Source organism: Lacinutrix chionoecetis, assembly GCF_053604665.1.
In genome coordinates this window covers 214100-229086 of the sequence record NZ_JBSHNQ010000070.1, presented here as the reverse complement: position 1 = coordinate 229086, position 14987 = coordinate 214100, and the positions used below count along the sequence as shown (strand labels likewise).

The following is a 14987-nucleotide window of genomic DNA, read 5'->3' as shown; positions in this document are numbered from 1 at the left end:
AACTAAAATAATGATAAGGCAAATGACCAACATGATAATGTTATGAATACCTATGTGTTTAATGTAATTCATTTATTAAAACAGATTAGAAGACTCTAAGTTAAAATTTAAATATTAAAGTGCACTTTATTTTTTATAGAACTTTTTGTATTTAATAAAAGAAAACACACCTAAAACACCCACAATTGCAACTGCAATTGCAATGTACTGAAAGCTTGCAATTTGTTGTCCAGATTGGTACGAATGCAATCCAGATAGATAGAAATTTACACCAAAGTAGGTGAAAATTATAGCCGATAATGCCACAATAGACATGAGATTGAAAAACCAACGTCCTCGTAATCCAGGCACCAAACGCGCATGAATAACAAAGGCATAGACCATGATACTAATTAAAGCCCAGGTTTCTTTTGGGTCCCAACCCCAATAACGACCCCAACTTTCGTTTGCCCACATGCCACCAAGAAAGTTCCCAATAGTTAACATTACAAGGCCTACTGTTAAGGACATTTCGTTAATAATGGTTAACTCTTTAATATTCAAGAGCATTTTTTCTTTGTTCTTTTTAGAAGTTAAAATCATGAGTATTAAAACCGTTGCTCCTAAAATCATGGATAGCGTAAACGGCCCATAACTGGCAACGATTACAGCAACATGTATCATTAACCAATAACTGTCTAATACTGGTTGTAAATTCGCAATTGCAGGATCCATCCAGCTTAAATGCGCAACCATTAATAACATGGAAGTAACAAATGCAGTAGCAGCCATTGTTAGGTCGCTTTTTCTTCCAAAGGCTAAACCAAAGAACATGGTTGCCCATGCTACATAAATCATAGATTCGTAGGCATCACTCCATGGTGCATGTCCTGAAATATACCAACGAGCAATTAATCCTAAAGTGTGTAAAATAAATGATATTACAATGAGTATTTTAAAAACCGTAATAATTGATTTAATAGCTTTACTTCTGTCTTTAAAGATTTGAATTATCAACACGATAAACATTAAAGCTCCCAACAGCATGTAGGCATAATGCAGATTTTTAAAAATATCATACTTATTATATAATATCTCAGTATCAATCTTCTCGTCGCTAAGCATTACTTCACTACCTAATTTCTCCTGATTTTTCTTAAAAGCCTCTAAAATTTTATCTGCTTCTTTATAATCACCAGATTGTTTTGCTTTATTTAAACGATAGAGATAAAGGTTAAAGCTCTGGTTTACAAAACTCTGATAAATGGTATCTTTTATCTTTTCTTTATAGCCCTCATTTCTAAATTCATTAGAAGAAATCCATTTGTTATTTTCATCTTCAGGAACTGGAAATATTTTAAGAGAACTGCCTTGAATAGTATTATATAATAAAGTTACACGTTGATCTGTTTCTCTGAATTCTTTCTGAAATGCATTAGGTGCTAACGCTTTGTAAGCTTCGTCTAAATAAGGCGCCAATTTATAATCACCTCGACTGGTTAGAAAATGACCTAATGTTGCATATTTAACAGAGGTATCTACACCAATAATTTTTCTAATAGAATCGTCTTTTTTGGCTTTTAAATAAATAATTGGAACATTGTACCAAAATTGCGGGCTTTCTTGAATGGAAAGAAAAATCTGATCAGCCGTAAAACCCTCGTAAGTATCCTTTTTACTTACTTTTCTTAAAAACTCTGATGCATACGTATTAATAGGCATCATTCTACCTCCAACATCTTGTATTACTGTACGACCAAACTTATCTGCCTCTTTTTCAGGAACAATATTGGCTCTTAAAATAGAATCTACTTGCGATTTATTTTCTTGATAAGAATATTCTTTAATGTCAATACTTTTATCTTGAAGGTCTTGCGTTGCAGCCTCTTGAGAATGGTCGTGGCCATCGTCTGCAGCATGCTGTTCTTGTGCGAAACCAGTTAAGCTAAAGCACAATAATAAGATAGAAATTAGGTTAGATTTTTTATTTTTTACTTTGTCAAGCGCTCGTTTTAAATCGGCAAAACGTGTGTTCTTATCAAAAAGAATAGCCATTAAACCAAAATAAAGCAGCATATAGCCTAAATACGTTACCCAAGTTCCCCAACGGTCATGATTTACAGATAATCGCGTTAAAGTTTCATTATTATCGAACCCTGCTTGAAAGAAACGGTACCCTCTATGGTCTAAAACGTTATTCATAAAAATTTTGTAATCAAAATCACCTTCTTGAGCATCGTTTACCGTTATGGCACTTGAAAAAGCGGAATAACTATTTTTTGTCCCTGGATATTTTTCGGCTACAAAATCGTTTAGTTTGATACTAAAAGGCAACTCTAAAACTTTAGCGCCATACCTAAAGCTCATATCTAATCCACCAATTTCTAAATTTTCCCATTGGTTATTTGTACCCATACCACCAAGTAAACGTACTTGTTTCGTGTCGCCATTGGCAGTAACGTTTAATACCATGCCATCTTGATCGTTTTTTAATAATTTCGATTTTTTTACAATATCAAAATGTCCTTTAACGACCGGTTTAGGAAACACCATTTGCATATTTCCAATTACATAGCGAGACCTTAGCATTAACGGCTGAATACTGTCTTTAACAAGTTTACCTTCTGCCATAGTAGCCATTTGCAGGTATTCACCTTCAAAAGGAGATTCTATGGTTAATCCGTTGTCATCACTAACAATATTAATAGCACCCTTTTTAGGATTGTTTAAAGTGAAAATAATGTTATGAATTAATTGATCTTCACCAACTTTTAAAAAGTGATTGTGTGGTGCACTATTTCCAGCTTCAACTATTTTTAAATATTCTTCTCCGTTTTCGTTGGGAATAATATCTCTTTCGGCGTTGGCAATAAATTTATCTAAAGTTATTTTAACAGGAACGGTATCGTACGTTGTATTTATTGAGAGTTTGTTGTTTAATCTTTCAGAAAAATCAACTTCTTTTTCAATGCGTAAGCGTTGTGGGACCTCATCAATTTTATAATCTCCATCAACTAAAACCGAAACATACGTTTTTTGAGAAAGGAAACTGCTTTCGGTTTCTCCTTCCTGAATAGGCATCATACCTTCGTAACCAATGTAACGTGTAATAAAAGCACCTACAAGAATAAATATAAATGCTAAATGCAACGTTAAGGTTGCCCATTTTGCTTTTTTATATAAACGGAATCTAAAAATATTTCCTACAAAATTGATTACAAAAAATACCATAATCCCCTCAAACCACCACGTGTTATAAATCATGCTTCGCGAATAAGGCGTTGGAGATGTTTCTTGACCAGCGTCCATAAACGTACCAACAATCATCGCAATTGCGAAAACGATAAATAAAACAGCTGTTAAACGAGTAGAAAAGAGAATTTTTGCGAGTTTATTTTGCATGATATCAAGGCTTAATTTAGCTCGTGCAAAGATACTCAATTTTGTTTGTTTTCTTTAAGTGAAAAACGAGTAAAAGTGTTAAAATTATTTTAGCTTTTGTGTGCGTGCTTCGAAGATTTTTAAATATAAAAAAGTACCCATTTTTCTTGCACGACGCTTGGCATTGTTTGCAACTTCTCCTTCAAACAGCTCGTCTATAGTTTGCATCCAATAGTTTAACCAGATTCCAAAATGCATTTCTGTAATGCTGCTATTGTTATCCCTATCTACTTTTACATGTGCTTCCAGAGGATTCCCCACATATTTATTATCTAACTTTCTTGTAAAAAACAAGCTGGACTCCCAAAACGTGGTGAGGTGATTTAAATGTTGCTCCCAGTCTTTAATAGCATTGTTAAAAAACGGACCTAACACGTTGTCTTTCCTTATTTTGTTATAAAACAAAGCAACTAATAATTCAATATCCTCTCGTGTAGTTATGTCTTTTTTATTCATTGTTTACAAAGATAATGGAAACATCTTTTATTTGATCTTTTGGTTGATTATTTTAGCACTATGATATCAGTAGTACTTTTAGGCGCAGGAAATGTTGCCACTCATTTATTTAAAGCGTTTAATGCTTCAAAAGAAGTAGCACTAAAACAATGGTATAATCGCAACTTAAAGGCAATTGACAAGTTTAAAAATAAAGTTGAAGTAACCGACGATATATCGAAACTTACAGAAGCAGATATTTATATTTTAGCGGTTAGTGATGATGCTATTGAAGAACTATCAACCCAACTTCCTTTCGAAAACAGATTGGTAGTGCACACCTCTGGCAGTACAAGCCTGTATGCTGTAGATATGAAACAAAAACGAGGTGTTTTTTATCCCTTACAAACGTTTTCTAAAGCTGCAGATGTGGATTTTAAAGAAGTCCCAATTTGTATTGAAGCCTTAAAAAAAACCGATTTACCTATATTAAAAAAATTAGCAAAAGCTATTGGTAGCAAAAGCCACAAGGTAAATAGCGACCAGCGCCAAGCGTTACATTTAGCAGCTGTTTTTGTAAATAATTTTACCAATCAGTTATATCGTATGGCACACGAAATAACAGAAATGAATGGTGCAGAATTCGATATTTTAAAACCATTAATTAAAGAAACTGCGCATAAAATTGAAACCTTATCGCCTTATTTGGCTCAAACTGGTCCTGCTTTGCGTAACGATAAAAAAACCATAAAAAGACATTTAAAGCAATTGGAAAGCGACCAGCATAAAGCGGTTTACGATCTGCTGACTAAATCCATAAAAAAAACACATGGCATTCGATAAAAGTTATAAAGAATATTTAAAAAACATCAACACTTTTATTTTAGATGTAGATGGCGTATTAACCGATGGCTCTTTAACTATTACTACTTCTGGCGAAATGCTAAGAACTATGAATGTAAAAGACGGTTATGCGCTTAAACAAGCCCTAAATAAAGGTTACAACGTATGTATTATTTCTGGAGGTACTAACGAAGGTGTTAAGAAACGGTTAGAACATTTAGGCGTATTAGACGTTTTTTTAGGCGCTCACAACAAAACAGAACCTTTTAAAAAATATCTTTTAAAACGTAAAATAGAGGCTAAAAATGTTTTATATATGGGAGACGATATTCCAGATATTCCTGTTATGCAACTTGCTGGTTTAGCTACTTGCCCGCAAGATGCTGTACAGGAGGTTAAAGGAGTTTCGCATTATATCTCCCATAAATTGGGTGGAAAAGGCTGCGTGAGAGATGTGATTGAGCAGGTTTTAAAACTTAATAATGATTGGGATTATTTGTTTGATGCGTCGCTTTAAAATACAGTGGCAAAAATTTATTAAATAGATTTTAAATTAAAAACAACATACTTTGAATATACTAAACCTCATCCGCTGGAAAAATTTAATAATGATTGCCGTTGTGCAAGTTTTAATTAAATATGCACTTTTTAATGTCACTTTCGCAGATGGAACAGCAATTGCAACAACCTTGGATGGTTTTCATTTTCTATTGCTAGTTTTAACCACCCTGTGTATTGCAGCTGGTGGTTACATTATTAACGATATCTACGATATGGAAACAGATGCCGTTAACAAGCCCAATAAAGTGGTTGTAGGTAAAAGCATTACAGAAAGTACTGCAAACAAACTTTATATTGCATTTACATTTATTGGTGTTTGTATTGGGTTTTACCTGTCTCATGCTGTGGGACGTCCACCATTTTTTGCCATTTTTGTTATCATTGCGGCACTACTTTATGTCTATGCTTCCTATTTAAAACAAATTGCCGTAGCCGGAAACATTGTGGTTTCTATATTGGTTGTGTTTAGTCTTTTAATTGTTGGTGTTTTTGAGCTTATTCCTGCAATGACCGTTCAAAATGAAAGCATACAATCTACTATGTTAGAGGTTTTAACCGATTTTGGAATCTTTGCCTTTCTAATTAATTTTATTCGTGAGATAGTAAAGGATACCGAAGATGTAGATGGCGACCATAAAGTGGGCATGCAAACACTACCTATTCTATTTGGAAAAACCCGAACCTCTAAAATTACTATGGTCTTAACCATAATAACCATAGCTATTATAGTATATTACGTTACCACCTTTTTATACAGGCACACCGCTGCAATTGTATATTTCCTATTCGCGATTATTGGTCCTCTAATATACATTGCTATAAAAATGTTTTCTGCTGAAAAAACTATACACTTTAAGCACATTAGCTTTATGCTTAAAATAGTCATGATAACAGGTATGTTAGCGATGCTACTTTACAGAATTATATTTTAAATATGTTAAGCGAAAAACTTAAAAATTGGCATATTATCTTGGCGTCTGGCTCTCCAAGACGTCAGCAGTTTTTTGTAAATTTAGGTTTAGACTTCGAAATTAGATTAAAAGATATTAAAGAAGATTACCCTAATAAACTTATACATTTTGAAATTAGCGATTATTTGGCACAGTTAAAATCGCTACCATTTGTCGAAGAGCTAAAAGATAATGAGATTTTAGTAACCAGCGATACCATTGTTTGGTATAAGGGTAAAGCATTAGGCAAACCAAGAAACAACGACGAAGCATTTGCCATGTTGCAATCACTAAGTAACGATACGCACGAAGTAATTACTTCTATTTGTGTCCGCACCAAAGTGTTTCAAAAAACAGTTAATGCTGTTACTAAAGTAACTTTTAAAGCTTTTACAGACCAAGAGCTCTGGTATTACATAAAAGCATATGCACCATTAGATAAAGCCGGTGCGTATGGCATACAGGAGTGGATTGGGCAAATAGGTGTTATTGGTATAGAAGGTTCTTACTTCAATGTCATGGGCTTGCCAACACATTTACTTTACGAGACTTTAAATACTATTGCAGATGAACATTAATACAATACCTTTACACAAATTATATTATTAATATGCTTTTTGAAACCTACCAAACACCACTTATAAATACAGCCATTGTATTGGCTGTTTTTATTATTATAAGAATTATTGGAAAAATGACCATTAGAAAAATTGGTCAGAAAAGTGGCGTAAACGACGCAAGAATAAAGCTTATTTCAAGATATTATACAGTTACCCTTCTCATTATTTTCTTATTCTTTTTAGCTTATATATTTGGCGCAGAACTAAATGAAATATCTGTAGTGTTTTCTTCGGTATTTGCTGTAATAGGAATTGGCTTATTCGCTATTTGGTCTATTTTAAGCAACGTTACTTCTGGCATAATCATGTTCTTTTCTTTCCCTTATAAAGTAGGAGATAAAATAAAAATCCACGATAAAGATTATCCTATAGAAGCTGTAATTGAAGATATACGTGCGTTTCAACTACATTTACGTGTAGAGAATGGCGATTTAGTAACCTATCCCAATAATCTAATTTTACAAAAAGCTGTAACTTTAGTCGAGAAAGACGCTATTGAGGATTTTGGCGATTTTCATTAAAACATAAAAATGGCAAGACGTAAACCTAAAAAACGGACTCAACATTACAAAAAACAAGTAGGCCAAGTTCCTGGTGCCCTTGTGTATACGGGAAAAAAGGAAACTTCGCAGTTATTTATTGAAACATTCGATTATAACGCAGACACTATAATAGAAAAAGAATTAACAAACGTTGAAGAGGCTTTTCAGTTTAAAACAACCAATACCATCACGTGGATAAACTTAAACGGGTTGAGTAACACCACAGAAATTGAAAAATTAGGAACGCATTACGATTTACATCCGCTTGTTTTAGAAGATATTGTAAACACAGGACAACGACCAAAAATTGACGAGTACGAAGAGTATATGTTTATTGTACTTAAGATGATGTACTATGATAACGAAGAACATATCATTTCAGAACAAGTTAGTTTTATATTAGGCGAAAATTATGTACTCTCATTACAGGAAGCAGAAGGCGATGTGTTCGATGCTCTTCGCGAACGTCTTCGTCAAAGTAAGGGCCGTATTCGTGGTTTAGGTTCAGATTATTTGTTGTATGCTTTAATAGATTCGGTAGTAGACCATTACTATGCTATTATTGAAATCATGGGTAATAAAATTGAAGATCTTGAGGATAGTTTATTCGAAGGATTAACAAAAGATGAAATTAGCACCGAAATACAAAGCCTTAAACGCGAAGTACTAAAAGTGCGTCGTGCTATTTTTCCACTTCGTGAAATTATAAGCCGCATTGATAAAAGCGACAGTAAACTTATAGACCCAAAAACCTTACATTATTTTGGTGATGTTTACGACCATATTATCCAAGTATCTGATACTATAGATATTTACCGTGAAATGATTTGGGGATTAATGGATATGTACATGACGACCATTAGTAATCGTATGAACGAAGTGATGAAAGTACTAACCATTATCGCTACCATTTTTATACCACTTACCTTTATTGCTGGTATTTACGGGATGAATTTTGATAACATTCCAGAACTGCATTATAAATACAGTTACTATATTCTTTGGGTTGTAATGATTATTATTTTCTTAGGAATGCTGTATTATTTTAAGCGTAAGAAGTGGTTGTGATTTTTATAGGCTATTTTAAAAATGAAACCACACTTTTATAAAAATCTTCCATTAAATAAAGAATGGAAACGTTCTTTTGTTGCGTACTGTAAATAATAATTATTTCGAAGTTAGAATCTGTTTGATTACCTGAAATAGATGGAGAAAATTCAGGACTATTTTCAACTACTTTATAAATTTCGTTGAGATATTTATTCTTTTTTAAAAAAGACTTCATCTTTTTGTTAGAACAGTTTACGCTAAAAAAATGAATTGGATGTTTCTTAAAAATTTTAGAAAAAAGATTTCTTTCAATTATTCTAAATTTTAACTTTTCATCTTTTGAATGTAATTTACATTTTATAATGCAATTGTGTCTATCACCATAGGCTCCACCAACATCAACTGCATTTGGTTTAGTGAATTCAGATTGTCTATACTCATATTGAATTTTAATACTTGATTTTTCAAAAGTATAGTTTACAATAAAAAGCTCTAACGGAAGATATGCATGCCCATTAAACCATTTTTTGCTAATCTTATTGAACTTTACATCTTGTTCAGATTTTTGAGAATCAAAAAAAGTCTCTATTTCATTCATTAAAAAAAAAGAGCATATTAATTCCCCTCAACCCGCGTAATCTTAGCACCAATCCTCTGTAAACGTTCTACAATATGTTGGTAACCACGATCAATCTGCTCGATGTTATGAATAGTAGAGGTTCCTTTTGCAGATAATGCTGCAATTAACAATGAAATTCCGGCTCTAATATCTGGAGACACCATTGTTGTTGCTTTTAATTGCGATTTAAAGTTGTGACCTATAACTGTTGCTCTATGTGGATCGCAAAGTATAATTTTTGCGCCCATATCTATTAACTTATCTGTAAAGAATAAGCGGCTTTCAAACATTTTCTGGTGTACTAACACTTCGCCTTTGGCCTGTGTTGCAACAACTAAAACAATACTCAATAAATCTGGTGTAAAACCTGGCCAAGGTGCATCGGCAATGGTCAATATCGAACCATCGATGTAGTTTTGTATTTCGTAACCGTCTTTATGAGCAGGAATGTAAATATCGTCACCTTTTTTCTCTAATGTTATACCTAATTTAGCAAACACATTTGGTATTTGTCCTAAATCATTCCAGCTTACATTTTTAATGGTTAGCTCACTTTTAGTCATTGCTGCTAAACCTATCCAACTCCCAATTTCTATCATATCTGGAAGCATGGTGTGGTCTGTACCACCTAAGGTATCGACACCTTCAATAGTTAATAAATTTGAGCCAACGCCAGAGATTTTTGCTCCCATTCTGTTAAGCATTTTACATAATTGCTGTAAGTACGGTTCGCAGGCTGCGTTGTAAATGGTTGTTGTGCCTTCGGCTAATACGGCTGCCATGACTATATTTGCCGTTCCTGTTACAGACGCTTCGTCTAAAAGCATATCTGTTCCAACTAATTTATCGGCTTCAACACCATAGAAATAGTCTTCTCTGTTGTATCTAAATTTTGCTCCAAGGTTTATAAAGCCTTCAAAGTGCGTATCTAAACGACGACGGCCAATTTTATCGCCTCCAGGCTTTGGTATGTAACCTTTTCCAAAACGTGCTAATAATGGACCAACCATCATAATGGAACCTCGCAAGCCACTACCTTCTTTTTTAAAGTCGGCAGTTTGCATATAATCCAAGTCTATTTCGTCTGCCTGAAATTTATAAGCACCTGTTCCAAGTTTTTCAACTTTAACTCCTAAATTTTTAAGGAGTGCAATAAGTTTATTAATATCAATAATATCTGGGATATTATTAATGGTTACTACTTCTGGAGTTAATAATACTGCACATAATATCTGTAATGCTTCGTTTTTAGCGCCTTGAGGTTGAATGTCTCCCTTTAATTGGTGACCTCCTTCAATTATAAATGTACCCATGTTAAATTAATATCGTTTTTTTCCGCGATTTGAGTTGTTTTTCTTTGATCCTTTTTTATTAGAAGAATTTGAGTACTTCTTTTTAGCTGTTGTTTTTAATAAACTTGTAGAATCTGTTAAATCTTCTTCAGAGCCCTTAAGGTTAATTTCTCCATTAGACAACTCGAATAAATGGTTGTAAATCACCTCATCTTCAACCGTATCTTTATTCCAATTTAAAAAACACTTCTTCATGTGGTTTGCAATGGTGTAAACCAATGCTTCTTTTAAATCACCTTCTTCCCATGAAATGGCAACATCGATCATGGTTTTTATATTGTTTCCGTAAAAACGATATTTAGGAAAATTTTGCGGGTATTTTAAAACTTCCGGACGTTCCTCTAAAACCTCTTTAGATGGCTTTTCGTAAGGTGAATCGACATCTAACTCAAACTTAGACATGATGAATAGCTGATCCCAGAGTTTGTGCTGAAAATCTGGAACATCCCGTAAATGAGGCTGTAAATTTCCCATCACCGAAATAATTGCTCGCGCTACTTTATTTCGTTCTTCTTTGGTTTCTCTGGATTTGGCAAAGTTTACCATTTTTTGAACGTGTCTTCCATACTCTGGAATAATTAAATGTTCACGTTCTGTGTTGTATTCTATATCGTCTATCAAAATAAAAATGTGTAGAATTAATGTATTGCATTGAAGTTTCTAATGCTTTCGCAAAATACAAAAATGTTTAGAGTATAACGTAAAAATTACAGAGAAATTACGCCATCCACCTTTTTACCCACTTCAAGGTATTTTGCAATAACGGCGTCTGGGTTTTTCATCCTAACGTTTACAGAAACGCTGGTGTATTTACCGTTGCTTGATTCTTTAGTGTTAATGACTGCACCAAGATGATTAAAAACCTCTTCAATCTCTTCTATCTTTTTTTGGTCAGATTTTACAATAAATTTGTACAAATATTCTGATGGCCAAAGTGCGGTATCCTGCAATTGCTCTTTTAGCTTTGCATAAAATTCTTCTTGATTTTCTTGTTTACTCATAAATCTTATAATAGTTAGCAAAGATAAGTTATCCCTGCATTTTTTTTATACCTTTTTTATTCCGAATTTTACATCTAAAATCATACCATAGTTGAACACAAAAAGAATTGTCATAACAGGAGGTCCTGGAAGCGGAAAAACATCAATAATCAACGAATTAATTAAAAGAGGGTTTACTTGTTCTGAAGAAGTTTCGAGAGAAATAATACTAAAAGCGCGAGAAAATGGCATCGAGCAACTCTTTCTTACTAATCCAATTCAGTTTAGCGAACTCCTTTTAAAAGGTAGAATTAAGCAGTATAATGAGGCTTTAGAGAGCAATAACGAATTTGTTTTTTTAGATCGTGGCATTCCAGATATTCCTGCCTATATGGATTTTAAAGGCGATGTTTATCCCGATTTTTTTAATAAAGCCTGCATAGAACACAAGTACGATCGCATTTTTATTTTAGCACCATGGCAAGATATTTTTACTAATGATAATGAGCGTTATGAGAGTTTTGATCAGGCTTTAGAAATCCATGACAAATTAATTGAAACTTACAGCAAATACGGTTACAATTTACGCGATGTGCCTTTTGGCACCATCGAAGGTCGCGCAGACCATATTATAAACGATGTAAAAGCGCTATAATTATTTTATTGAGTCATCCTATAAACATATTAGAACGTTATTGGAAATTCACCTCATTCAGACCGCTTCAGGAAGCTATTATAAATTCGGTTTTAGAAGGTGAAGATACCTTTGCCCTGTTGCCAACTGGTGGCGGAAAATCGGTATGTTTCCAAATACCTGCTTTAGTAAAAGATGGTATATGTGTTGTAATTTCGCCTTTGGTTGCCTTAATGAAAGACCAAGTACAGGCACTTCAAAATAAGGGGATAAAAGCAATGGCTCTCACCAGCGGAATCTCTTACGATGAGTTAGATAAACGCCTTGACAATTGCATCTACGGTAATTATAAATTTCTCTATTTATCTCCAGAACGTTTACAGCAGGATATTGTACAAGAGCGCATTAGGCAAATGAATGTGAATTTGATTGCTGTGGACGAAGCACACTGCATTAGCCAATGGGGAAACGATTTTAGACCCAGTTATAAAAACATTGCAAAACTTAGAGAACTGCAACCCACTGTAAATGTTATTGCTTTAACGGCAAGTGCAACTCCTGAGGTTGTGGAGGACATTATTAAAGAATTAGATTTTATTAGCCCAAAGGTTTTTAAACAATCTTTTTTAAGACCCAATCTTGCGTATATGACGTTTACTGAAGAAGACAAATTCTTTAGACTTAAAGCCATTTTAAGCAAAAATAAAGCGTCCTCTATTGTTTACGTTCGTAACAGAAAGGCGACACAAGATGTTAGTAATTTTATTGAAAAAAACGGATTTACAGCTACTTACTATCATGGCGGGTTAACAAATACAGAAAAAGACAAAGCTTTAGAATTATGGATGAATAATACTAAGCAGGTAATGGTTGCTACCAATGCATTTGGAATGGGTATTGATAAACCAGATGTAAAAACAGTAGTGCACTTAAATTTACCAGAAAGTCTGGAAAGCTATTTTCAGGAAGCCGGACGCGCAGGTCGTGATGGTAACAAAGCCTTTGCTGTAATATTAAAAAACAAGAGTGATGACCTTTTGGTTAAAAATCAATTTTTAAACGTATTACCAGATGTAGCCTTTATTAAAAAAGTGTATAGGAAACTAAGCAGTTACTTTCAAGTACCTTACGGAGAAGGGCAAGACAACACCTTCGATTTTAGCTTTAATAAATTCTGCATAACCTATGGTTTCAACACGCTTTTAGCCTATAATGCCTTACTTCTGTTAGATAGAACAAGTATAATAACGTTGTCTAAACAATTTAATAATCGTACTAAAATTCAGTTTATAGTTAGCAATAACGTTTTGTTTAATTATCTCGAAACCCATGCTAACATCGGTATTATAGTAAAATCAATTTTAAGAACTTATGGTGGTGCTTTCGAACAGGAGACAAAAATTAACACCACTCTAATTGCAGAAAAAGCAGCTACTAAAGAAGATAAAGTAATCGAGGCCTTGCAAAGTCTTGAGAAAGCCAAGGTAATTACACTTAAATACTCGAAAACCGATGCGCAAATAACCTATTTAGTACCGCGTGAGGACGATAGTACAATTAATAGCATCGCTAAAGTAATAAAACAACAAAATGCATTAAAGGAGAAGCAAGTACTATCTGTATTAGAATATTCTAATAATAATGAACTTTGCAAAAGCATACAGCTACTCTCCTATTTTGGAGAAACCAAACTTACAGATTGTGGTATTTGTTCGGTTTGTATAACAAGAAAACCTGCAAGCAAAAGTGCCTCTGCAGATATTAAGAAAGAAATTATTCAAGCATTAGAAAATGGAGAACTTTCGTCGAGAGCCTTATTTGAACATCTTAGCTTTTCCGAAGAAAAAATAAATAACACTTTAAGAGAGTTGTTAGAATATCAAATTATTAGTATTACCAAAACAAACACTTACAAATTAGCACACACATAATGAGTAAAAAGAGAGATTTAAGAATTGTATTTATGGGCACACCAGAATTTGCTGTGACTATTTTAAAGACACTGTTAGAAAACCAATACAATATAGTAGGTGTTATTACTGCGCCAGACAAACCTGCTGGTAGAGGTAGAAAACTCAACAAAAGTGCGGTTAAAGAGTTTGCGGAAACCAAAGGACTTAACATATTGCAACCAACAAATTTAAAAAGTGAAGATTTTATTGAAACACTTAAAACCTTAAACGCAAATTTACAAATAGTTGTCGCTTTTAGAATGTTACCAAAAAAGGTGTGGCAAATGCCAGAATATGGCACCTTTAATCTGCACGCGTCGTTATTACCAAATTATAGAGGAGCAGCACCTATTAATTGGGCGATTATTAATGGTGAAACAAAAACAGGTGTTTCTACATTTTTTATAGATGAAAAAATAGACACTGGTGAAATGATTTTACAAAAGGAAATTAACATTGAGCCCAATGAAAACGCTGGTAAACTACACGATAAACTCATGCATTTAGGGAGCCTCCTTGTTTTACAAACGGTAAAACGTATTGAAAACGGAACCGTTGAAACAACACCACAACCCGAAGACGCCATGTCCAAAACAGCGTACAAATTAAATAAAGACAATTGTAAAATAAACTGGACAGCAAGTATAGATAATATCCATAACCAGATACGTGGCTTGAGCCCTTATCCTGCTGCGTGGTGCATACTACAAAATGGTGATGACGTTTTAGATATTAAAATTTATACTGCAAAAAAGGAAGTAGAAGCGCATAGCTATGAGACAGGACGTATAATTTCTACTAAAAAAGAAGTTAAAGTGGCTGTAAAAGAAGGCTTTATAAATATACAGGATATTAAACTTCCTGGAAAGCGTACAATGGATGTAAAATCACTTTTAAATGGCTACACTTTTAATGAAGATGCCAAAATGCTCTAAAGCCTTATGGTTACTGATAAAGTTAAAAACATCATAAATTCCGGTGCCTTTATTAACAAAAGCCCAAAGTTATCAACAAAATAGGGTTTTTCCC

15 protein-coding genes are annotated in these 14987 nt (G+C 33.6%); 9 read left to right on the top strand and 6 right to left on the bottom strand.

Annotation, left to right across the window (positions count from 1 at the left end):
• Positions 1 to 126 precede the first annotated feature (126 nt).
• Entirely contained in the window at positions 127 to 3381 is a 3255-nt protein-coding gene (gene ccsA / locus ACVC43_RS05330; protein WP_452223538.1) for a cytochrome c biogenesis protein CcsA, read from the bottom strand.
• 84 nt (positions 3382 to 3465) lie between these two features.
• Positions 3466 to 3876, bottom strand: a complete 411-nt coding sequence (locus tag ACVC43_RS05325) for a group III truncated hemoglobin (RefSeq protein WP_452223537.1) — start codon at positions 3874 to 3876, stop codon at positions 3466 to 3468.
• A 60-nt stretch (positions 3877 to 3936) separates the two neighbouring features.
• Between ACVC43_RS05325 and ACVC43_RS05320 the strand changes: the two genes are divergently transcribed.
• Genes ACVC43_RS05320 through corA form a run of 6 tightly spaced genes read left to right on the top strand, consistent with a single transcriptional unit; the run spans position 3937 to position 8439 of the window.
• Positions 3937 to 4698: a Rossmann-like and DUF2520 domain-containing protein gene (locus tag ACVC43_RS05320; protein ID WP_452223536.1), complete on the top strand. Its 762-nt coding sequence runs from the start codon at positions 3937 to 3939 to the stop codon at positions 4696 to 4698.
• Positions 4685 to 5215 (top strand): KdsC family phosphatase, encoded by a 531-nt coding sequence (locus ACVC43_RS05315; protein ID WP_452223535.1) that lies wholly within the window; start codon positions 4685 to 4687, stop codon positions 5213 to 5215. The genes ACVC43_RS05320 and ACVC43_RS05315 overlap by 14 nt, the downstream gene beginning before the upstream one ends.
• 52 nt (positions 5216 to 5267) lie before the next feature.
• On the top strand, positions 5268 to 6191 hold the full coding sequence (locus tag ACVC43_RS05310; protein ID WP_452223534.1) for a geranylgeranylglycerol-phosphate geranylgeranyltransferase: 924 nt from the start codon (positions 5268 to 5270) through the stop codon (positions 6189 to 6191).
• A 2-nt stretch (positions 6192 to 6193) separates the two neighbouring features.
• A complete protein-coding gene (locus tag ACVC43_RS05305; protein ID WP_452223533.1) occupies positions 6194 to 6787 on the top strand; it encodes a Maf family nucleotide pyrophosphatase in 594 nt (197 codons plus the stop codon).
• 32 nt (positions 6788 to 6819) lie between these two features.
• Positions 6820 to 7350, top strand: a complete 531-nt coding sequence (locus tag ACVC43_RS05300; RefSeq protein ID WP_452223532.1) for a mechanosensitive ion channel domain-containing protein — start codon at positions 6820 to 6822, stop codon at positions 7348 to 7350.
• A gap of 9 nt (positions 7351 to 7359) precedes the next feature.
• Positions 7360 to 8439 (top strand): magnesium/cobalt transporter CorA, encoded by a 1080-nt coding sequence (corA, locus tag ACVC43_RS05295; protein ID WP_452223531.1) that lies wholly within the window; start codon positions 7360 to 7362, stop codon positions 8437 to 8439.
• Between the two features lie 10 nt (positions 8440 to 8449).
• Here the strand turns inward: corA and ACVC43_RS05290 are convergent, their stop codons facing one another.
• From ACVC43_RS05290 to ACVC43_RS05275, 4 genes are all read right to left on the bottom strand, one after another.
• Positions 8450 to 9019: a hypothetical protein gene (locus ACVC43_RS05290; RefSeq protein ID WP_452223530.1), complete on the bottom strand. Its 570-nt coding sequence runs from the start codon at positions 9017 to 9019 to the stop codon at positions 8450 to 8452.
• Between the two features lie 17 nt (positions 9020 to 9036).
• Positions 9037 to 10353 (bottom strand): UDP-N-acetylglucosamine 1-carboxyvinyltransferase, encoded by a 1317-nt coding sequence (gene murA, locus ACVC43_RS05285; protein ID WP_452223529.1) that lies wholly within the window; start codon positions 10351 to 10353, stop codon positions 9037 to 9039.
• 6 nt (positions 10354 to 10359) lie between these two features.
• Positions 10360 to 11013 carry a DUF4290 domain-containing protein gene (locus ACVC43_RS05280; RefSeq protein WP_452223528.1) on the bottom strand — a complete coding sequence of 218 codons (654 nt, stop codon included), beginning with the start codon at positions 11011 to 11013 and terminating at the stop codon, positions 10360 to 10362.
• An 86-nt stretch (positions 11014 to 11099) separates the two neighbouring features.
• Complete coding sequence (locus tag ACVC43_RS05275) at positions 11100 to 11393, bottom strand: DUF493 family protein (protein ID WP_452223527.1); 294 nt, start codon at positions 11391 to 11393, stop codon at positions 11100 to 11102.
• 91 nt (positions 11394 to 11484) lie between these two features.
• On the opposite strand from ACVC43_RS05275, the gene ACVC43_RS05270 reads away from it, so the two are divergent.
• From ACVC43_RS05270 to fmt, 3 genes are read left to right on the top strand one after another with little or no spacing between them, the layout of a single operon-like run.
• Positions 11485 to 12027, top strand: a complete 543-nt coding sequence (locus tag ACVC43_RS05270; RefSeq protein WP_452223526.1) for an AAA family ATPase — start codon at positions 11485 to 11487, stop codon at positions 12025 to 12027.
• A gap of 8 nt (positions 12028 to 12035) precedes the next feature.
• Positions 12036 to 13937, top strand: a complete 1902-nt coding sequence (locus ACVC43_RS05265) for a RecQ family ATP-dependent DNA helicase (RefSeq protein ID WP_452223525.1) — start codon at positions 12036 to 12038, stop codon at positions 13935 to 13937.
• Positions 13937 to 14893, top strand: coding sequence for a methionyl-tRNA formyltransferase (gene fmt, locus ACVC43_RS05260; RefSeq protein WP_452223524.1), 957 nt, complete (start codon positions 13937 to 13939; stop codon positions 14891 to 14893). The genes ACVC43_RS05265 and fmt overlap by 1 nt, the downstream gene beginning before the upstream one ends.
• The last annotated feature ends 94 nt before the right edge of the window (positions 14894 to 14987 follow it).

Bases quoted from the DNA above. Each gene is read 5' to 3' on its own strand.
- ACVC43_RS05290 (WP_452223530.1), bottom strand. From the start codon at position 9,019: ATGAATGAAATAGAGACTTTTTTTGATTCTCAAAAATCTGAACAAGAT.
- murA (WP_452223529.1), bottom strand. From the start codon at position 10,353: ATGGGTACATTTATAATTGAAGGAGGTCACCAATTAAAGGGAGACATT.
- ACVC43_RS05275 (WP_452223527.1), bottom strand. From the start codon at position 11,393: ATGAGTAAACAAGAAAATCAAGAAGAATTTTATGCAAAGCTAAAAGAG.
- fmt (WP_452223524.1), top strand. From the start codon at position 13,937: ATGAGTAAAAAGAGAGATTTAAGAATTGTATTTATGGGCACACCAGAA.
- ccsA (WP_452223538.1), bottom strand. From the start codon at position 3,381: ATGCAAAATAAACTCGCAAAAATTCTCTTTTCTACTCGTTTAACAGCT.
- corA (WP_452223531.1), top strand. From the start codon at position 7,360: ATGGCAAGACGTAAACCTAAAAAACGGACTCAACATTACAAAAAACAA.
- ACVC43_RS05300 (WP_452223532.1), top strand. From the start codon at position 6,820: ATGCTTTTTGAAACCTACCAAACACCACTTATAAATACAGCCATTGTA.
- ACVC43_RS05315 (WP_452223535.1), top strand. From the start codon at position 4,685: ATGGCATTCGATAAAAGTTATAAAGAATATTTAAAAAACATCAACACT.
- ACVC43_RS05305 (WP_452223533.1), top strand. From the start codon at position 6,194: ATGTTAAGCGAAAAACTTAAAAATTGGCATATTATCTTGGCGTCTGGC.
- ACVC43_RS05325 (WP_452223537.1), bottom strand. From the start codon at position 3,876: ATGAATAAAAAAGACATAACTACACGAGAGGATATTGAATTATTAGTT.
- ACVC43_RS05320 (WP_452223536.1), top strand. From the start codon at position 3,937: ATGATATCAGTAGTACTTTTAGGCGCAGGAAATGTTGCCACTCATTTA.